The 18,410-nt window shown below is 46.5% G+C and carries 18 protein-coding genes and 2 pseudogenes; 12 read left to right on the plus strand and 8 right to left on the minus strand.

All coding sequences use genetic code 11. The annotated features are described in order from the left end of the window. Nucleotides 1-66 precede the first annotated feature (66 nt). Entirely contained in the window at nucleotides 67-270 is a 204-nt protein-coding gene (locus HH682_RS08280; protein WP_214237109.1) for a hypothetical protein, read from the minus strand. Between the two features lie 25 nt (nucleotides 271-295). On the opposite strand from HH682_RS08280, the gene infA reads away from it, so the two are divergent. Then, nucleotides 296-514, plus strand: a complete 219-nt coding sequence (gene infA / locus HH682_RS08285; protein WP_028684310.1) for a translation initiation factor IF-1 — start codon at nucleotides 296-298, stop codon at nucleotides 512-514. A 55-nt stretch (nucleotides 515-569) separates the two neighbouring features. On the opposite strand, the gene clpA is transcribed toward infA, so the two are convergent. After that, on the minus strand, nucleotides 570-2,855 hold the full coding sequence (gene clpA / locus HH682_RS08290) for an ATP-dependent Clp protease ATP-binding subunit ClpA (protein ID WP_214237110.1): 2,286 nt from the start codon (nucleotides 2,853-2,855) through the stop codon (nucleotides 570-572). Between the two features lie 53 nt (nucleotides 2,856-2,908). Then, nucleotides 2,909-3,229 carry an ATP-dependent Clp protease adapter ClpS gene (clpS, locus tag HH682_RS08295; RefSeq protein ID WP_214237111.1) on the minus strand — a complete coding sequence of 107 codons (321 nt, stop codon included), beginning with the start codon at nucleotides 3,227-3,229 and terminating at the stop codon, nucleotides 2,909-2,911. A gap of 250 nt (nucleotides 3,230-3,479) precedes the next feature. On the opposite strand from clpS, the gene poxB reads away from it, so the two are divergent. Then, nucleotides 3,480-5,201, plus strand: a complete 1,722-nt coding sequence (gene poxB, locus HH682_RS08300; RefSeq protein WP_214237112.1) for a ubiquinone-dependent pyruvate dehydrogenase — start codon at nucleotides 3,480-3,482, stop codon at nucleotides 5,199-5,201. 62 nt (nucleotides 5,202-5,263) lie between these two features. On the opposite strand, the pseudogene HH682_RS08305 reads toward poxB, so the two are convergent. Next, nucleotides 5,264-5,455 (minus strand): annotated as a pseudogene (locus tag HH682_RS08305) (IS3 family transposase); the annotation flags it as partial. 172 nt (nucleotides 5,456-5,627) lie between these two features. Further along, nucleotides 5,628-6,461, minus strand: coding sequence for an N-acetylmuramoyl-L-alanine amidase (locus HH682_RS08310; RefSeq protein ID WP_214237113.1), 834 nt, complete (start codon nucleotides 6,459-6,461; stop codon nucleotides 5,628-5,630). Between the two features lie 163 nt (nucleotides 6,462-6,624). Between HH682_RS08310 and artP the strand changes: the two genes are divergently transcribed. The 4 genes from artP to artM are packed head-to-tail and all read left to right on the plus strand — an operon-like array spanning nucleotide 6,625 to nucleotide 9,489. Beyond that, nucleotides 6,625-7,353, plus strand: a complete 729-nt coding sequence (artP, locus tag HH682_RS08315; RefSeq protein ID WP_214237114.1) for an arginine ABC transporter ATP-binding protein ArtP — start codon at nucleotides 6,625-6,627, stop codon at nucleotides 7,351-7,353. Nucleotides 7,354-7,366: 13 nt separating this feature from the next. Then, entirely contained in the window at nucleotides 7,367-8,098 is a 732-nt protein-coding gene (gene artJ, locus HH682_RS08320; RefSeq protein ID WP_214237115.1) for an arginine ABC transporter substrate-binding protein, read from the plus strand. Nucleotides 8,099-8,104: 6 nt separating this feature from the next. Beyond that, the gene (gene artQ / locus HH682_RS08325; RefSeq protein ID WP_214237116.1) at nucleotides 8,105-8,821 is read left to right on the plus strand and encodes an arginine ABC transporter permease ArtQ; all 717 of its coding nucleotides are present in this window, start codon (nucleotides 8,105-8,107) and stop codon (nucleotides 8,819-8,821) included. Continuing rightward, nucleotides 8,821-9,489 carry an arginine ABC transporter permease ArtM gene (gene artM, locus HH682_RS08330; RefSeq protein WP_214237163.1) on the plus strand — a complete coding sequence of 223 codons (669 nt, stop codon included), beginning with the start codon at nucleotides 8,821-8,823 and terminating at the stop codon, nucleotides 9,487-9,489. The genes artQ and artM overlap by 1 nt, the downstream gene beginning before the upstream one ends. A gap of 23 nt (nucleotides 9,490-9,512) precedes the next feature. On the opposite strand, the gene rlmC is transcribed toward artM, so the two are convergent. Together rlmC and nfsA are read right to left on the minus strand one after the other, a co-directional pair. Continuing rightward, nucleotides 9,513-10,640: a 23S rRNA (uracil(747)-C(5))-methyltransferase RlmC gene (gene rlmC, locus HH682_RS08335; protein ID WP_214237117.1), complete on the minus strand. Its 1,128-nt coding sequence runs from the start codon at nucleotides 10,638-10,640 to the stop codon at nucleotides 9,513-9,515. An 89-nt stretch (nucleotides 10,641-10,729) separates the two neighbouring features. Continuing rightward, nucleotides 10,730-11,452 carry an oxygen-insensitive NADPH nitroreductase gene (gene nfsA, locus HH682_RS08340; RefSeq protein WP_214237118.1) on the minus strand — a complete coding sequence of 241 codons (723 nt, stop codon included), beginning with the start codon at nucleotides 11,450-11,452 and terminating at the stop codon, nucleotides 10,730-10,732. A 168-nt stretch (nucleotides 11,453-11,620) separates the two neighbouring features. Between nfsA and HH682_RS08345 the strand changes: the two genes are divergently transcribed. The 3 genes from HH682_RS08345 to ybjG all read left to right on the plus strand — a co-directional run bounded on the left by HH682_RS08345 (nucleotide 11,621) and on the right by ybjG (nucleotide 14,466). Beyond that, nucleotides 11,621-11,884, plus strand: a complete 264-nt coding sequence (locus tag HH682_RS08345) for a GrxA family glutaredoxin (RefSeq protein WP_092674586.1) — start codon at nucleotides 11,621-11,623, stop codon at nucleotides 11,882-11,884. Nucleotides 11,885-12,068: 184 nt separating this feature from the next. Continuing rightward, entirely contained in the window at nucleotides 12,069-13,751 is a 1,683-nt protein-coding gene (locus HH682_RS08350; RefSeq protein ID WP_214237119.1) for an aspartate:alanine antiporter, read from the plus strand. 109 nt (nucleotides 13,752-13,860) lie between these two features. After that, a complete protein-coding gene (gene ybjG / locus HH682_RS08355; protein ID WP_214237120.1) occupies nucleotides 13,861-14,466 on the plus strand; it encodes an undecaprenyl-diphosphate phosphatase in 606 nt (201 codons plus the stop codon). Between the two features lie 72 nt (nucleotides 14,467-14,538). On the opposite strand, the gene HH682_RS08360 is transcribed toward ybjG, so the two are convergent. Continuing rightward, nucleotides 14,539-15,684, minus strand: a complete 1,146-nt coding sequence (locus HH682_RS08360; RefSeq protein WP_250318630.1) for a serine hydrolase — start codon at nucleotides 15,682-15,684, stop codon at nucleotides 14,539-14,541. Nucleotides 15,685-15,957: 273 nt separating this feature from the next. Between HH682_RS08360 and rimO the strand changes: the two are divergent. The 3 genes and pseudogenes from rimO to moeB form a co-directional block, all read left to right on the plus strand. Then, nucleotides 15,958-16,207: pseudogene (gene rimO / locus HH682_RS15800) on the plus strand (30S ribosomal protein S12 methylthiotransferase RimO); the annotation flags it as partial. Nucleotides 16,208-16,410: 203 nt separating this feature from the next. Next, complete coding sequence (moeA, locus tag HH682_RS08365) at nucleotides 16,411-17,643, plus strand: molybdopterin molybdotransferase MoeA (RefSeq protein WP_214237122.1); 1,233 nt, start codon at nucleotides 16,411-16,413, stop codon at nucleotides 17,641-17,643. After that, nucleotides 17,643-18,389 carry a molybdopterin-synthase adenylyltransferase MoeB gene (gene moeB, locus HH682_RS08370; protein ID WP_214237123.1) on the plus strand — a complete coding sequence of 249 codons (747 nt, stop codon included), beginning with the start codon at nucleotides 17,643-17,645 and terminating at the stop codon, nucleotides 18,387-18,389. Before moeA ends, moeB begins: the two co-directional genes overlap by 1 nt. Nucleotides 18,390-18,410 lie beyond the last annotated feature (21 nt).

Here is an 18,410-nt window from a genome sequence, read left to right on the forward strand (position 1 = left end):
GCTTTTTCAAGAAAAAGGTAGTATAATACTGGCGCTTGTTATGCTGGTGGCGGTTTAGTTAACACGCTATTTTCTTTTTACCCCACCCTTCCCTTGCGGAATAACGTTATGGTAGATGGTGATCAATGCCCTACTACTAACGTGTTCTGCAAACGACATAACACCCAAATTCACGTAAAGATCGCTCGCTTGACGCCAAGCGCTGACCAAATTGGTCGCCTTTTCTTTACACAGGTATAAGACTTCGGCATTATTCTGTCGAGTAAACACTTAGTTAGTCCATTCAGAGGATTCGATGGCCAAAGAAGACAATATTGAAATGCAGGGCACCGTATTAGATACGTTACCCAACACCATGTTCCGTGTAGAACTCGAAAATGGGCACGTTGTTACTGCTCATATCTCAGGTAAAATGCGTAAAAACTACATTCGTATTCTTACCGGTGATAAAGTCACCGTTGAACTGACCCCCTACGATTTAACCAAAGGTCGCATTGTCTTCCGTAGTCGTTAATCATTAGTTTAATGACTACCATAAAAAGGCCGGATATTCCGGCCTTTTTTATTTTCTAGTGAACAGTCCCTTCCGCTTTCTGCTTTGCCGCACTTTCAAAATGGTATGTCAGTTGGTCTTTTTTGCGATCTAATCCAACCGATACTGACCCACCCTCGACTAACGAACCAAACAGTAGCTCATTCGCTAACGGTTTCTTCAAGTTTTCTTGTACTGCTCTGGCCATGGGGCGAGCGCCCATTGCTTTGTCGTAGCCATTCTCAGCTAGCCATTCTCGGGCTTCATCACTCACTTCCAACGAAACGCCTTTAGGGTCAAGCTGAGCTTGAAGTTCCACGATAAATTTATCCACCACTTGGTGAATGACTGCCGTAGAGAGATGCTCGAACCAGATGATATTATCAAGCCGATTACGGAACTCAGGAGTGAAGATTTTCTTAATCTCTTCCAGTGCATCAGTACTGTTATCTTGTTGAATCAAGCCAATGGTTTTGCGTTCAGTTTCACGGACACCCGCATTGGTGGTCATGACTAAGATCACATTACGGAAGTCGGCTTTACGGCCATTATTATCCGTTAACGTACCGTTATCCATCACTTGCAGCAGCAGATTGAATACGTCTGGATGCGCCTTTTCAATTTCATCAAGGAGCACCACCGAGTGCGGATGTTTAATCACCGCGTCCGTTAATAAGCCACCTTGTTCGTAACCGACATAACCTGGAGGAGCACCGATCAAGCGACTAACGGTATGGCGTTCCATATATTCGGACATATCAAACCGCAATAACTCAATACCCAGTGATTTGGCAAGTTGTGCCGTAACCTCTGTTTTCCCCACACCGGTAGGTCCAGCGAATAAAAATGACCCGACAGGTTTGTGCTCATTTCCTAAGCCCGCACGGCTCATTTTGATCGCTTCCGATAACGCATTAATCGCTTTATCTTGACCAAATACCAACATCTTCAAGCGGTCATCGAGACTGCGTAAGGTATCTCGGTCAGTGGCGGAAACACTTTTTTCCGGGATCCGAGCAATTCGCGCGACAACGGTTTCAATATCTTGAATATTGATGGTTTTTTTACGTTTACTATTAGGTAATAAACGCGCCCGTGCGCCGGCCTCATCGATCACATCAATAGCCTTATCGGGTAGATGACGATCGTTGATATATTTCACCGCCAACTCCACTGCTGCGCGGACTGCTTTAGCGGTGTAGCGCACATCATGATGCTTCTCATATTTCGGTTTCAAACCAGTGAGAATTTTTACTGTCTCATCCATAGTAGGTTCGACAATATCAATTTTCTGGAAACGGCGCGCTAAGGCACGATCTTTTTCAAAAATTGAGCTGTACTCTTGATAAGTGGTGGAACCCATCACTCGAATTTTACCGCTCGAAAGCAGTGGCTTAATCAGATTGGCGGCATCGACTTGCCCACCTGATGCCGCACCGGCACCGATGATAGTATGAATTTCATCGATAAAAAGAATACTGTTCTCATCTCGCTCAAGTTGCTTTAACAGTGCCTTGAAGCGCTTTTCAAAATCACCGCGATACTTTGTGCCTGCCAATAGAGAGCCGATATCTAACGAGTAGATGACGCACTCTTTCATGACATCAGGCACATCGCCTTGCTCGATTCGCCACGCTAGCCCTTCCGCGATAGCCGTCTTACCTACGCCAGATTCCCCCACCAGCAGCGGGTTATTTTTACGACGGCGACAGAAGACCTGTACCGTTCTTTCTAACTCTTGCTCGCGACCAATTAACGGATCAATCCCGCCCACGCGAGCCAGTTGATTAAGATTCGTGGTGAAACTATCAATACGCTCTTCACTGGAACCACTAGCTGCTTCATCCGATGAAGAGGCGTTATCAGACGGCTTATCCTCGGCACTGTCATCTTTACGCGTACCATGGGAGAGGTAATTGACAATGTCTAATCGGCTTACTTCATATTTTCTTAGTAAGTAAGCCGCTTGCGACTCTTGTTCACTGAATATCGCTACCAGCACATTTGCGCCAGTCACTTCGCTGCGCCCGGAAGATTGGACATGAAAAACCGCACGTTGCAGAACGCGTTGGAAGCTTAACGTAGGTTGCGTTTCTCGCTCTTCATCCGCTTCGGGAAGCACTGGAGTCGTTTTCTGAATAAACGTCTCCAATTCTGTACGCAGTGCGGCGAGATCGACAGAACAGGCCTCAAGCGCTTCACGCGCAGCAGGGTTGCTGATTAACGCGAGAAGCAGATGCTCGACTGTCATAAATTCGTGATGGTACTCACGCGCTCTGGCGAAAGCCATATTTAAACTGAGTTCCAGTTCCTGATTGAGCATTAGGTACCTCCGATCGGTTAACGCTTAGGTCTCAGCCTAGATATATGGGCTGTTTAGCTTTTTTCCAGCATACATAGCAACGGATGCTCATTTTCCTTCGCGTAACGATTCACTTGCATCACTTTAGTTTCAGCCACTTCCGCGGTAAATTCACCACAGATCGCTTTGCCTTCGTAATGCACAGTAAGCATCAGTTGCGTTGCACGCTCAATATCCAGCGAGAAGAATTTCTGTAAAACTTCGATCACAAACTCCATAGGGGTGTAATCGTCATTCAGTAAAACAACTTTATACATTGAGGGCGGTTTTAGCGCCTCGTCGAGATTACTCTCTAAAAGTTGTTCGAAGTCAAAACCATGATGCGTGTTAGCCATAATTACCCAGCAATACTTGAAAGAAAAGCGCAATTTTACGACCAGTTTACCACGAACCATGGCGTTTAGCAGAACCGACCTTATTTCAGTCTAGCCCTATTGGAACAATACAACCAAAAAAAACCTCATTACAAGCCGTTAGCCGACTTTTCTTTGCACGATCGCATTCTAGGTTTAGGCGCAACGACTATCAGTGGTCATTGATGAACTATATTAAAAGACTATAACGTGAATCCAATCGGAGTGGTAAATGGAAAAGACAGTCGCTGCATTACTGGTCGAGACCTTAACAGAGGTAGGCGTTAAGCACATTTGGGGGGTAACCGGTGATTCGCTTAATGGTATTAGCGATAGTTTAAATAAGCAGTCAGCAATTACTTGGATGTCAACGCGCCATGAAGAGGCGGCGGCTTTTGCTGCCGGTGCCGAAGCACAAGTCACTAATGAATTGGCTGTTTGCGCAGGCTCCTGTGGCCCAGGTAACTTACATTTAATAAATGGTCTGTTCGATTGCCATCGAAACCATCAACCGGTCCTCGCTATTGCTGCACATATCCCTTCGAGTGAAATCGGCAGTAACTATTTTCAGGAAACCCACCCCCAGGAACTTTTTAAAGAGTGTAGCCATTACTGTGAACTCGTCAGCAACCCAGAACAGTTTCCACAAATTCTCGCCATTGCGTTACGCACGGCAATTGTTAAACGAGGTGTCGCGGTCATCGTACTTCCTGGCGATGTTGCCCTACAAAGCATTAAGATTCCGGATAACCTCGAGTGGTACCCGCCTTCGCTTCCTGAAGTGAAACCTGTCACCTCAGAACTCGAACAGCTGGCTGATGTACTGAACAACGCTCACAATATAACGCTAATGTGTGGGAGTGGTTGTGCCGGCGCTCATGATGAAGTGGTTGCCTTGGCAGAGAAACTTCAAGCGCCAATAGTGCATGCATTGCGGGGCAAAGAGCATCTGGAATACGACAATCCTTATGATGTCGGGATGACTGGCCTGATTGGATTTTCTTCAGGTTATCATGCGATGCTTGACGCGGATACACTGGTGTTACTCGGTACACAGTTCCCTTACCGTGCTTTCTATCCCGAGTCGGCGAAGATTATTCAAATAGATATCAACCCCTCAAGCATCGGATCACATTGCCATGTTAACTTCCCGCTAATCGGCGATGTGAAGGCAACGGTGACTGACTTGCTACCATTACTCACCACCTCCCATGCTTCAACGCACCTTGAAAAATCCGTCAAACATTATCAGAAAAGCCGCCAACAATTAGATGATTTAGCGGTGGCTAATGATGATCGCCCCATTCATCCTCAGTATCTTGCCCAACAAATTGACCGGCTCGCCACTGATGAGACCATCTTCACTTGCGATGTAGGCACCCCGACTGTCTGGGCAGCTCGCTATCTGACCATGAACGGTAAAAGACGATTACTGGGGTCGTTTAACCACGGGTCGATGGCCAATGCTATGCCCCAAGCCATGGGTGCCCAATCGGTCGATATGTCGCGCCAAGTTGTGGCGTTATGTGGCGACGGCGGGTTTGCGATGTTAATGGGCGACTTATTAACGATTGCCCAACATAAGTTACCGGTAAAACTCGTGATTTTTAATAATAGTGTACTTGGCTTTGTGGCAATGGAGATGAAAGCGGGTGGGTATCTGACTAATGGTACCGAGCTAGATAATCCTGATTTCGCCGCGATCGCTAAGGCTTGTAATATAGAAGGCTTTAGCGTGCAAAAAGCCTCAGAGTTGAGCGATGTTTTACAGCAGGCTTTCGACCATCCGGGCCCAGCACTTATCGATGTGTCGACGGCTAAAGATGAGTTAGCTATGCCGCCGCAGATAAAACTTGAACAGGCAAAAGGATTCAGCCTTTATATGTTAAAAGCGATCATCAATGGCCAAGGCAGTGAAATCATCGATTTAGCGAAAACTAATCTCTTCCGCTAGCCCAATTTGGTTAATAAACAGCCCCTTGTTTGGACTGCACCCCAAAAGTTGGACAGTTCATATTAAGCGGCTTTCTGGGCCTGGGTTCGGTATTCTACCGGACTCAGGCCTTTTAACTTCAGGCTGATCCGCTCGTTGTTATAGTAATGGATATAGTCTTCTATCGCCTTCCTAAGTTCATTCAGATCGCTGAACCTGTTCAGGTAAAAACACTCCGATTTCAGTGTGCCGAAGAAGTTTTCCATCACCGCATTACTCCTGCTGCAAATAGGAGATCAGTGCTTGTACTGTAAAGGGCTGCTGGTTGCTCAGCACAGTTAGTACTGCAACACTGAATGACCCTTACGCTTCACATTTAAACGACTAGAACGATTTTACGCGCCTTACCTTGGCCCGTCTCATCTCTTTCCCACCTGGTACTGGTGATTACTTACGCCATGGATATTGCAATAAAAGTGCCTGCAAACGAGCAAGGGTTAATTGATCGCCGTAGCCACTGCTGTTCTCGGGTTGGAAATGCATTTGGAACGCCCGAATGAGTTGATGCTGCTCCGCCGGCGTAGCATGTGCGTTGATGGCATACCCATATTGCCTAAGTAGCGGTAGCAACAATGCTTTGGCGACCGGGGTATCCGGTGCACGCCCCGCTAATAACTTCTTAACTAATTCATGATCAGGCCAAGCCCCCAGTCCATGTTTAGCCAGCTGTTGCCACGGGAAACAAGGTCCTGGATCCACTTTTCTTAATGGCGCAATATCGCTATGCCCAATAATATTTTCAGGCTCGATACCGTAGCGGTGGGCTATATCACTCACCAGTTGAATTAACGCCGTGATTTGTTGAGGCGGGTAGCTTTCACAATATCCATAGTGCTGGTCAGTGGGTTTGGTGAGGCCTTTGTTAACTATCTCGATCCCTATTGAGGTTTTGTTCAGATTATAGGTTCCTCGCCATGCACTGATCCCTGCATGCCAAGCAGCCTGGTCTTCAGGTACGAGCTGATAAATTTCTGGTAACGACGCATTACCCTTAGGGTACTGAGCAATAAGATAATGGCTACTGACTTCCTTGCCCGTGAGCAGCGTTAAAGCACGCTGCTCATCTGCCACCGTGTAATGGATCACAATAGCGTTAATTCGCGGTTGATGACCCAACGCGACGTAAGTCGTATTTATTGCCTGATGTGCAGAGTTCAGGGGCGGCGTATGAGCCTGACAACCCGACAATAACGCCAGCATAATGAGAAATCCCTTTTTCATTTTTACCCCCTTTAACGAGTGATGCTTTACTTTACCTTTGTTCGCACGATTGACCAAATGGGATAAGGTTGAGGTAAGAAAAAGCCCGCACCATAATTGCATACTTATGCATAATGAATTACTATCTGGGCAAATACACTCTTATAAAAGTCAGATTTATCGCATGAGCATTCATTTAGAAGGCGTAAATTGTTTCTACGGTGGTCAACAGGCCCTGTACGATATTACTTTGAACTGTGCTCAGGGAGAGACGCTAGTGCTGCTCGGCCCGAGCGGTGCAGGAAAGAGCTCATTGCTGCGTGTATTAAACTTATTAGAAATCCCGCGTTCAGGCCAGTTATCCATTGCTCATCAACAGTTCGATTTTGCACAACGCCCTTCCACTGCGGCGATTCGAACGCTACGCCAAGATGTTGGGATGGTTTTCCAACAATATAATTTATGGCCGCACCTCACCGTTGAACAAAATCTTATTCAAGCCCCCTGTAAAGTATTGGGTTTAAGCCGAGCCGATGCCCAAGCACGTGCTAAAAAGTATCTTGAGCGGTTACGCTTGACCGATTACGCTCATCGCTATCCCCTTCATCTTTCAGGAGGACAGCAGCAACGGGTGGCTATCGCCCGCGCGCTAATGATGGAGCCGCAGGTTTTACTGTTTGATGAACCGACCGCGGCCCTCGATCCTGAAATTACCGGGCAAGTGGTGCAGATTATCAATGAATTATCGGCCACCAACATCACACAAGTGATCGTGACACATGAAGTTGAGGTAGCAAAAAAAACCGCTTCTCATATTGTCTATATGGAAAATGGACGTATTGTTGAGCAAGGAAATGCTGAACGTTTCACACATCCTCAAACACGCGAATTTGCGAACTATCTTTCACATTAAGGACAGGGTTACCATGAAAAAAATTCTTATCGCTGCACTTCTTACCAGCCTGTCAGCCTCTGCATTCGCGGCTCAAACGCTCCGTTTTGGGACGGAAGCGTCGTATCCACCTTTTGAATTTGTCGGCAGTGATAACAAAATTCAAGGGTTTGATGTTGATTTGGCGATGGCAGTTTGTAAACAAATTAATGCAAGCTGTAGCTTTACCAACCAATCGTTTGACAGCTTAATCCCGAGCTTGAAATTCCGTCGTATCGACGCCGCAATGGCGGGTATGGACATTACGCCTGAGCGTCAAAAACAGGTGTTGTTCAGTACTCCTTACTATCTTAACTCTGCGCTATTCGTCGCAGCAAAAGGGAAAGTAGCGAGTTTAGCCGCGCTGAAAGGCAAAAAAGTCGGCGTACAAAATGGAACGACCCACCAAAAATACCTTGCCGATAAACACAGCGAAATTACAGCGGTCCCTTATGATAGTTATCAAAACGCGATTCTTGACTTAAAAAATGGCCGCGTGGATGCCGTATTCGGTGATACCGCGGTGATTAATGAGTCATTGAAGAACAACCCTTCACTGGCCCCGGTGGGTGATAAAGTCACAGACAAAGACTACTTTAGTACGGGTGTCGCGATTGCGGTACGCCAAGGGAATAGCGCGTTACAACAGCAATTTAACCAAGGTTTAGCAAAAGTTAAAGCCGAGGGTGAATACCAAAAAATTTATGACAAGTGGTTTCAGAAATAATTGCTGATGAATGAATTACTTTATTTACTCAATGCCGGCGGGATAACCGTCGGCCTTGCGCTTTGCGCGCTAGTCGTTGGCTTAACGCTTGCGATGATTTTCGCCAGTTGGGAATCCCTCTCCTGTAAACCGATTGCATGGCTAGGCAGTCTACTAGTCATGTTAATTCGTGGCTTACCGGAGATTTTAGTGGTGTTGGGTATCTATTACGGTTCATCACAATTATTACTTACCCTCTCCGATGGCTTTACCCTGCCATTAGGATTCACGACCCTGCACCTACAGCTTAACATCGAAAATTTTGATGTAAGTCCGTTCTTATGCGGGGTGATTGCCCTTGGGCTGCTGTATTCTGCCTATGCATCACAAACCCTACGCGGTGCATTACGCGCGGTCCCTCAAGGGCAACGTGAATCGGCGTTTGCCCTCGGAATGAGTAAAGGTTCCGTATTTTTCACCATTGTATTGCCTCAGATGTGGCGTCACGCGTTACCTGGGTTAGGTAATCAGTGGTTAGTTCTTTTGAAAGATACCGCATTAGTCTCGCTAATCAGTGTGAATGATTTAATGCTACAGACTAAGGGTATTGCGACCCGTACCGAACAGCCCTTTACCTGGTATCTCGTCGCGGCGGGGATCTACCTCATTATTACATTGTTGAGCCAAGCAATTCTTAAATTTGCTGAGCGCCGCGTTACGCGCTTTGAGTTGGAGCAACAATGATGAGTGACTATTTACTGAAACTCAGTGCTGGCTTACCAGTCAGCCTTGGTCTTACCTTCAGTGCAGCGCTTATCGCTTTGCTGATTGCCGTGACCCTAACCGTTCTTTTAGCGCTGCGTAACCGCTTGACCAATGCAGTGATCCATTGTTACTTAACGCTATTTACCGGTACACCTCTATTGGTGCAAATCTTCTTGATCTATTATGGGCCAGGACAGTTTCCAATATTGCAACAGTATCCAACCTTATGGTCGATTCTCTCTCAACCCGGATTGTGTGCTGTGGTGGCGTTGTCGTTAAATAGTGCAGCTTATACAACGCAATTATTGTACGGGGCGGTTAAGGCAATTCCGGCAGGACAATGGCAGTCCTGTTACGCCTTGGGTATGACGCGTGGAGAAACGTTAAAGGTGCTGTTGCCTTATGCTTTCAAACGCGCCCTCTCTTCCTACTCAAATGAGGTTGTGTTGGTCTTTAAGAGCACCTCGTTAGCCTATACGATTACCCTGATGGACGTGATGGGATTAAGTCAGCAACTCTATGGCGGAACCTATGACGTCAACGTCTTCATTGCGGCAGGTATCATCTATCTCTGCATTAACGGCCTATTGACGTTATTGATGCGCGCTATCGAGGCATATGCCCTACGCTTTGAGCGTCGTACATAAAGAATAAGTTGCCCTAGGGCAACTTATTCCTCTCGAATGAGTAATGAGAGTACTTCGCTATGTGCGGTATGGGGAAACAGATCAAATAATTGAACACGCTCAAGCCGATACCCACTCAGTCTAGCAATATCTTTTGCCAAGGTTTCTGGATTACAGCTTGAGTAAAGGATTGCTGCAGGCTTAGCACTGACAATAAACTCACAGAGTTCCTGACCAATACCGCGTCGAGGTGGATTGACCAGGAGCAAATCAGGTGCATTGGTCTCGTTAAGGGCGTAACGGGTGGCATCTAACGCCCGGAACTCCGTATTTTTTAATCCAAGTTTGGTCGCGGAGTCTTGTGCACAGGCAATCGCCTCGGGTGAAATTTCAATACCCGTGAGTTGTGTTTCTGGTCTAGCGCAATGTAACCCAAACCCGCCCACACCACAAAACAGATCCCATAATGTGTCAAGCTTTAACCCTTGGGTCCATTCGCGCGCGGTCAGGTAGAGTTTGGCTGCAACATTGGGATTGGTTTGGAAGAAGCTCTGTGGGCGGATCCAAAGAGGAATATGATTGAAAGACTCTGCTAAAGCCGATGCACCACTTAGGATGATCTCCTGATCCCCTTCCATAATCGCCATATGCACTGGCTGAATATTCACCGAAATCACGATCAATTGCGGTAAGCATTGCTGAAGTTCAGGAAGGACGGACTTGAGTTGTGCTAACTTTTTCTCTGAACGTAAGACAAAGCGCAGCATCATGCCGCCTTCGGTACTTTCCGTTAGTAGCAAATACTTGAGTTCCCCTTTGCGCCGCGCAATATGGTAAGGCGTTAATCCTACCTTGGCGATAAAGGGTAACAATTGTCGAAAGACCGGTGCGAAAGTCTCTGGATAGAGTGGACAATCTATTAAGTCAACACCCTCACCCTCGGCATTGATGATCCCCAAAATAGGCCGCTCCACAGAGCCACTCACCACCATTTTTGCCTTATTACGAAATCGCTCTTGCGCCGACGGAACAGGGGGCCGCCACTCTGCCACAGGTACATCTGTTAAGAGCTGTTCAATCTTCGCCTGCTTATCGGCAAGTTGCGTGACGTATTTTTTGGGGAGCCATTGACAAGAGCGGCACTGACCCGCGTCATAACGAGGGCAAAACATAGATTACCTATGGAAGATAGTGAATTGGGGCGCGGTAGTATAGCATTGAAGCGGGATGAAATTCTATTTCTCTCACCCCGCCGTATCGGTTAGCGAGTGATCCATCCTTGCTGCTGTAAGAATGCGAGCATATGAGGTCGGCTCTCTTTAGTCACCATTCTCTCCACCATTTCGCTCCAAGTCTCATGCCGATTGGCACTGCTGCGATGTTGGTAATAATCCACTAAGTGTTGGTCGTAAGCCGCAAGTGTTTCAGTCTCGATAGACTGGTAGGTATTATCATGAACCAGCATAGAGAGTGACATGCGAGGCTTTAGCACAGGCTTATCAGTTGGCCAGCCTAAGCAAAGTCCGAATAGCGGTAATACGAATTTAGGTAAATCGAGTAATTCACTGACCGCCTGCGGCTGATTACGTAGCCCACCAATAAATACACCGCCTAGGCCTAACGATTCGGCAGCAACCATAGCATTTTGCGCTAAAAGGGCTGTATCGACACAGCCCAAGATCAGTTGTTCCGCATAGCCCAATTCCGCTTGCTCACTGATTTGCTTATGCCGGTTGAAATCGGCGCATAGCACCCAAAACTCAGCAGCTTCTATCACCCAACTTTGGTTACCGGCGAGTTCTGCCAAGCGTTGACGTTTCGTTTTATCGGTAATCCGCACCACCGAAGCGCACTGTAACAGGCTAGAGGTGGAAGCAGATTGCGCCGCTAATAGGATCGCCTCACGTTGCTCAGCGCTTATCGGTTCGTCGCTATAGTGACGTATGGAACGGTGTTGGCGAAGAAGATCGATGGTCGGTGTCATGACTGGCTCCAAAAAATGTCACAAAGAGGTAAGTGTAGTCATTACTACACTGCCTGACACCCTTATGAACTCACCGATTGTGCGAAATCAGTATGCACGTCTCTTCACGGCTTCCAATCTTTCAATTGGCAAGGCATGATAAATCTTCCATTTCTCAAAGGAGCTGTTATGTTTGTGGTAATTTTTGGTCGCCCAGGCTGCCCATATTGTGTCCGCGCGAAAGAGTTAGCCGATAAATTGACTGACGAGCGCGATGATTTTAGCTATCGCTATGTGGATATTCACGCTGAAGGAATCAGTAAAGACGATTTGTCGAAAAGTGCAGGCAAGACTGTGGAAACTGTTCCACAAATCTTTATCGACGAATCTCACGTCGGCGGCTTCACCGAATTTGAAGCCTATGCCAAACAACATCTCGGATTATATCAATAATCCCATCGGGTACTGAGTAATCAGTACCCATCATCCCATTGAGTAAAACCATTTTTCCATCAATCAGTCATAGCAGTTGTGTAAGTGAACGATTAGAATGAGACGGTTTTTTTAGAACCGTCAGTATTAGCCGATGGCATACTGACGGCATCATTTCTCCGACTTATTAAATGAAAATTGACTCGTGAATATAAACGTTGCAAATCTGCTCAGCGCCAATGATGTCTTGCTTCTTTTTGTTGTTCTCTCTCTTGGTCTTTGTCTAGGAAAAATTCGGCTTGGGAGTATCCAACTCGGCAGTTCAATCGGGGTACTGGTGGTCTCACTACTGCTAGGCGAACAACATTACTCTATTAATACTAATGCGCTGAGCTTAGGTTTTATGCTGTTTATTTTCTGCGTAGGAATTGAAGCCGGACCTAACTTCTTTTCAATCTTTTTCCGCGATGGAAAAAACTATTTAATGCTCGCACTGGTTATGGTTGGCAGTGCATTGCTGATCGTATTAGGTCTGGGTAAGCTTTTTCACTGGGATATTGGTCTTTCAGCCGGAATCTTAGCAGGATCCCTGACTTCAACCCCGGTACTGGTTGGCGCGGGAGACACTCTGCGGCAAGTCATTACCGACCCACAACAATTAGCGTTACTTCAAGATAACCTCAGCTTGGGCTATGCACTGACCTATCTGGTCGGATTAGTAAGTTTAATATTTGCCGCCCGCTACCTTCCGCGCATACAACACCAAGACCTGCCGACAAGTGCGCAACAAATCGCACGCGAACGCGGACTTGATGCAGACAGCCAACGTAAGGTCTTTTTACCAGTTATACGGGCTTATCGAGTTGGAAAAGAGTTAGTGGAGTGGAGTGGCGGTAAAAATTTACGCGAACTAGGGATTTATCGCCACACCGGTTGCTATATCGAGCGTATTCGACGTAACGGGATATTGGCTAGCCCAGATGGCGATGCTGTACTGCAAGAAGGGGATGATATTTCATTAGTGGGTTATCCCGATGCTCACGCTCGGCTAGATCCAAGTTTTCGACATGGTAAAGAAGTCTTTGACCGCGATCTTTTGGATATGCGTATCGTCACAGAAGAGATCGTGGTGAAAAACCATAATGCCGTGAATAAACGATTAGGGAAATTACGACTTACCGACCATGGATGCTTTCTTAACCGGGTCATTCGTAACCAGATCGAAATGCCAATTGATGACGATATCTTATTAAATAAGGGCGATATCTTACAAATTAGTGGTGAAACAAGACGGGTTAAAAGTATCGCCGACCGTATTGGTTTCGTCGCAATTCATAGTCAGATGACCGACCTACTTGCCTTCTGCTCATTCTTTATCATTGGGTTGATGATCGGTATGGTTACCTTTCAGTTTAGTAATTTTGGATTTGGCATTGGTAATGCCGCCGGACTGCTTTTCTCGGGGATCATGCTCGGTTTCCTACGAGCCAACCACCCAACCTTTGGTTATATCCCGCAAGGGGCTCTGACCATGGTAAAAGAGTTTGGTTTGCTGGTCTTTATGGCCGGTGTCGGCTTAAGCGCAGGCAGTGGACTGCATCACGGATTAGGTGAGAACGGCATCTCCATGCTGTTATGCGGCGTTGTCGTCAGCCTGTTACCGGTGGTGATCTGTTATTGTTTTGGCGCTTACGTGTTACGAATGAACAGAGCAATGCTCTTCGGTGCATTGATGGGTGCGCGAACCTGTGCGCCCGCGCTAGAAATTATTAGCGATACGGCACGAAGCAGCATTCCAGCACTAGGCTATGCAGGAACCTATGCTATTGCAAACGTCATTTTAACGCTCGCTGGAACGCTAGTCGTGATGTTGTGGCCGGGTGGTTGACCTTGTAAGGTGAAAAGATAAGACTTTTCACCCTAGCCGATAAACATTAATTATATTAACATTGAAAATTAACATTTAATGCTATCCCCTTTAGGAGAACACTTATATTATGGAGCAGTTAAACACTCAGCTTTTTTTATGGCTTAATGCGACTCCAGATTCTCCACGTTGGCTGATTAATTTTGCCACTATTTTAGCTAAGGATGTTATCGGTATCATTCCACTTCTGGTCGTCGGCTTATGGCTTTGGTCACCGAAACAATTTATCGACTCACGCCGTGAACTCGTCCTTAAAACGGCTACCGCGCTTGTCTATGCTATCGTTTTCTCTTTTGTCATTGGTAAGGTGTTTCCACACCCTCGTCCTTTTGCTATTGGCCTTGGATATCACTGGTTAAATCATTCACCAGATACCTCCTTCCCTAGCGATCACGGCACCTTTATCTTTACTTTTAGCTTAGCCTTTATGTTCTGGCATCGCGCTTGGTCTGGAGTAGCTCTACTCGCGGTGGGTGTATTAATCGCTTGGTCGCGAATTTACCTTGGCGTACATTGGCCGCTTGATATGTTGGGTGGTCTATTGGTCGGAATGATCGGCTGTTTAACCGCGGAGCTCGGTTGGAAATTTTATGGTCAAGCACTATTAAACATTGCCCGTAAAATTTACCGACAACTTTTTGCGTTGCCGATCCGCTGGGGTTGGATACAACACTAACAATGTCTGAGACTAAAAAAGCCAGGTGACTTCACTACCCTGGCTTTTTTTATTTATCTCGTCAAAAGACGATTAAAACCATTTCGCAAACAGTGAGGAGATATGAAGCCATACGTAGTCGACTAAACGACTAAACATTCCGCCCTCCTTAACCTCTTCCAATACCACTAGTGGTTTTTGATCGACCACTTTTCCGTTGATCTGGAAATTAACCTGTCCTACAACTTGTCCTTTAGTGAGTGGTGCAGAAAGCTGGGTTTGAGTTAAGGTATAGTCTGCCTTCAAAGCATTAACTTGACCTTTAGGCACTGTCACTGAGGCATTATTCATCACCCCAAGTGAAGCCTGCTTAGTATCACCAAACCAGACTTTGGCTTGTACAAAAGGTTTACCCGCTTTAATCGGCGAAAGCGTTTCGAAATTTTGAAAACCCCAATTCAACAGCTTCTCGCTTTCACGAAAACGAATATTATCGGTATTCGCACCAAGCACCACTGAGATTAAACGCATGTTGCCAGAAGTTGCCGAAGCGACCAAATTATTACCCGCGCCTGAGGTATATCCGGTTTTGATCCCATCGACATTGAGTGATGAATTCCATAACAGGCGGTTACGGTTAGGTTGGCGAATATTATTGAAACTAAACTCTTTCTCTTTATTCAGGCTATATTCTTCCGGTACATCGCGGATCAACGCTTGGCCGAGCAACGCCATATCCCGTGCAGTACTATACTGACCCGGCTCATCTAAACCGTGAACGGTCGTAAAATGTGTGTTCGTTAGACCGAGTTTTTGACCATAATTATTCATCAAGCCAATGAAGGTATCTTGGCTACCGGCAACATAATCGGCTAACGCGATACAAGCATCATTACCCGATTGGATCACAATGCCGCGATTGAGATCCGCAACAGAGACCTGTGAGCCTGGTTTAAGGAACATTACCGACGAACCACGAAGTTTTGGATTTCCTGTAGCCCACGCATCTTGCCCAATAGTTACATTATCAGTTGACTTAATTTTACCGCTTTTCAACGCTTGACCGACGACGTAGCTGGTCATCATTTTCGTTAAACTCGCCGGGTCCAATCGGTCATCTGCGTGAGAATCTGTTAGCACCTTACCGCTATCATAATCGATTAAAATCCATGCTTTCGCATCAACCTGAGGTGCATTAGGTTGAGGGTCTGCAAAAGTAACGCATGGGGTAATGAGCATTACAGCAAGTAACGCTGGGCGTAGCGGGGTCGATATCTTTGATGGGTGCATTATTTTTCACTCAGTCCTAATTTAACTCGTTGAAAATGAGGATATCCTGCCGGAGTGTTGGTATCTACAGTCGTGTTAAAATATTTACATTTTTTTTGCATCCATTAAATAAATATTCTCTTTTTTAGGTTGAATTAAACCCGCGCGTTGCTGCGCTACTGATACTGGAAGCTAAGTCATCTCGACTCTTTTAGATAATAATGCCCTTAAAACAAAAATTGAGTCATCGTCAACACCTGCCAATTTATCGATAGTGCGGTGCAAAAATCCTTGCAAGCCATAGCCGAAACGCTAAACGTAAACGGTAAAGTGATTGCAACGGGCGGCTTGGACACCCATCCGCAAAGTACTAGCAATTACTGGCCCGCTGAGTGATGAAATAGTACCGAGCGACTTACATTACTATGTTCCTCAGCTTGAGCATAATCCATTGCTGTCGCTAACACGGGTCCAAGGTATCAAACTGCCTCCCCTATGCGTGGGGATTTAGAGAGTCGTGACGTCGGGTCAGTGTTAGATGAAGGACATATTTAAAAGTATGTTAGCCTTGCCTTAGCCATAATACTCCTTCTCTCCCGACACGATAAGGGGGAGGATAATAATCATGACAATCCACCAATGATGAGTCACTAACGTGTTATTCTGTACTGGATTCCCACACTGAATGGAGTTGAGATGGAACCTTTCACAGCTGACCTACTCTCTGTTGAAGCTGCTCAGGCATTGTTACTGCGTGACTTACCCCCAATCACGGCGTCGCGAACTCTTAGTATCAATGAGGCGCTGGGCTGGGTTACGGCTGAGCCTATTATCTCACCGATTAATGTCCCGAGTTTCGATAATTCTGCGATGGATGGCTATGGCTTACGCCTCGCTGATATTGACTCCCAGCAACCTTTACCTGTCGCCGGTCGAGCTTTCGCTGGTCACCCCTATTCAGGCCCTCTTCCAACAGGACAGGTCATTCAGATCATGACCGGAGCCCCTGTGCCAGAAGGCTGCGAAGCCGTGGTGATGCAAGAGCAGACCGAAAAAGAAGCACAAGGTATTCGACTCACGGCAGCCGTTAGTGCAGGCCAAAATATTCGCCGTATCGGTGAGGATATCCGTCAGGGACAAGTGGTGCTTGAATCCGGTGTGCGCCTAAAAGTTAAAGATCTTCCCCTTTTAGCTTCTTTAGGTATTCAGCAAGTTAGGGTTAAACGACAACTTAGTGTGGCTATTCTCTCCACCGGTGATGAACTGGTTTCACCAGGTAATCCACTTGCTGCCGGACAGATTTATGATACGAATCGCTTCGCGATTGATCTAATGCTACAACGCTTAGGCTGCAAAGTAATTGACCTGGGTATCATCCCCGATAATAAAACACTGCTCACTGATGCTCTTCACCGCGCAGATCAACAAGCCGATCTCGTCATCAGCACTGGGGGAGTCTCTGTGGGGGCTGCTGATTACACAAGAGATGTGTTGCTCGAATGTGGTGATATCACTTTCTGGAAATTGGCCATGAAACCCGGAAAGCCTTTTGCCTTTGGCCGATTAAGCGATAGTTTATTTTGTGGGCTCCCCGGCAATCCAGTCTCTGCGGTAGTGACCTTTTGTCAGCTTGTTTACCCGATGATCCTTCGTCTACAAGGAATTGCCGCAGCGCCCTTCACACCACTCACGGCTGTACTCACCGCCCCTATCTCTAAGCAGCCAGGTCGAACTGAATTCCAGCGTGGGGTTTTCTCGTCTCATCAAGGAGAGTATCACGTCACTGCGGATGAAAAGCAGGGATCGCATATGTTTAGCACCTTTACTCATGCCAACTGTTTTATCTGTTTACCGCGTGAAACAGGCTCAGTGGAGCAAGGAGAGACAGTCACTATTCAACCTTTCCCTGATTTCTTAGACGGTGCATAATGTCTTTATCCGATAAAGCGTTATTACGCTACGATCGCCAAATTGTCCTAAAAGACTTTGATATTGAAAAACAGCAGCAACTCGCAACGGCTAACGTGATGATTGTGGGTATGGGAGGCTTAGGTTGTATTGTAGCAACCTACCTGGCTTCGAGCGGTATTGGTCGGCTGACGCTGGTCGATCCCGATACCGTAAGCCTCTCAAATATACCGAGGCAGATACTGTTCACTGAGGACGACTGTGGGAAAGCAAAAGTTGACGTCGCTAAACAACAGCTCGCCTTACGCAACAAAGACTGTCACATCGTTACCTATCCGTATGCAATCGATGACTCCGAGATATGGTTTGAGCGTTGTGCAGAACATGACATGATCATTGACTGCACCGACCAACTTTACAGCCGCCAACAGATAAATCGCCTGTGTTTCACCACCTCAGTCCCGCTCATATCAGGGGCAGCAATTCGTATGGAAGGCTGTGTGATCAGTTTTACCTGGAAGAAAGACGAACCTTGCTATGAATGCCTTAGCCATCGTTTTGGGAACTCTGTTGGGAGCTGCGTGGAGAACGGCGTAATGTCACCGTTGACGGGGGTAATTGGCAGTTTACAAGCTATGGAAGCCATACGGCATTTAACGCACTATGGATGCCAAACCGAAGGAAGGTATTTACTGTATGATGCAATGAATTTCAGCTTTACCCCATTAAAGGTAAAGCGAAATCCACACTGTTCTCTTTGTGCCTAACCTAAACTTACGTTAGGCACA

The organism is Rosenbergiella gaditana, assembly GCF_018494065.1.
Taxonomy (GTDB): domain Bacteria; phylum Pseudomonadota; class Gammaproteobacteria; order Enterobacterales; family Enterobacteriaceae; genus Rosenbergiella; species Rosenbergiella gaditana.

Bases quoted from the DNA above. Each gene is read 5' to 3' on its own strand.
- infA (WP_028684310.1), top strand. From the start codon at position 296: ATGGCCAAAGAAGACAATATTGAAATGCAGGGCACCGTATTAGATACG.
- clpA (WP_214237110.1), bottom strand. From the start codon at position 2,855: ATGCTCAATCAGGAACTGGAACTCAGTTTAAATATGGCTTTCGCCAGA.
- clpS (WP_214237111.1), bottom strand. From the start codon at position 3,229: ATGGCTAACACGCATCATGGTTTTGACTTCGAACAACTTTTAGAGAGT.
- poxB (WP_214237112.1), top strand. From the start codon at position 3,480: ATGGAAAAGACAGTCGCTGCATTACTGGTCGAGACCTTAACAGAGGTA.
- HH682_RS08310 (WP_214237113.1), bottom strand. From the start codon at position 6,461: ATGAAAAAGGGATTTCTCATTATGCTGGCGTTATTGTCGGGTTGTCAG.
- artP (WP_214237114.1), top strand. From the start codon at position 6,625: ATGAGCATTCATTTAGAAGGCGTAAATTGTTTCTACGGTGGTCAACAG.
- artJ (WP_214237115.1), top strand. From the start codon at position 7,367: ATGAAAAAAATTCTTATCGCTGCACTTCTTACCAGCCTGTCAGCCTCT.
- artQ (WP_214237116.1), top strand. From the start codon at position 8,105: ATGAATGAATTACTTTATTTACTCAATGCCGGCGGGATAACCGTCGGC.
- artM (WP_214237163.1), top strand. From the start codon at position 8,821: ATGAGTGACTATTTACTGAAACTCAGTGCTGGCTTACCAGTCAGCCTT.
- rlmC (WP_214237117.1), bottom strand. From the start codon at position 10,640: ATGTTTTGCCCTCGTTATGACGCGGGTCAGTGCCGCTCTTGTCAATGG.
- nfsA (WP_214237118.1), bottom strand. From the start codon at position 11,452: ATGACACCGACCATCGATCTTCTTCGCCAACACCGTTCCATACGTCAC.
- HH682_RS08345 (WP_092674586.1), top strand. From the start codon at position 11,621: ATGTTTGTGGTAATTTTTGGTCGCCCAGGCTGCCCATATTGTGTCCGC.
- ybjG (WP_214237120.1), top strand. From the start codon at position 13,861: ATGGAGCAGTTAAACACTCAGCTTTTTTTATGGCTTAATGCGACTCCA.
- HH682_RS08360 (WP_250318630.1), bottom strand. From the start codon at position 15,684: ATGCTCATTACCCCATGCGTTACTTTTGCAGACCCTCAACCTAATGCA.
- moeA (WP_214237122.1), top strand. From the start codon at position 16,411: ATGGAACCTTTCACAGCTGACCTACTCTCTGTTGAAGCTGCTCAGGCA.
- moeB (WP_214237123.1), top strand. From the start codon at position 17,643: ATGTCTTTATCCGATAAAGCGTTATTACGCTACGATCGCCAAATTGTC.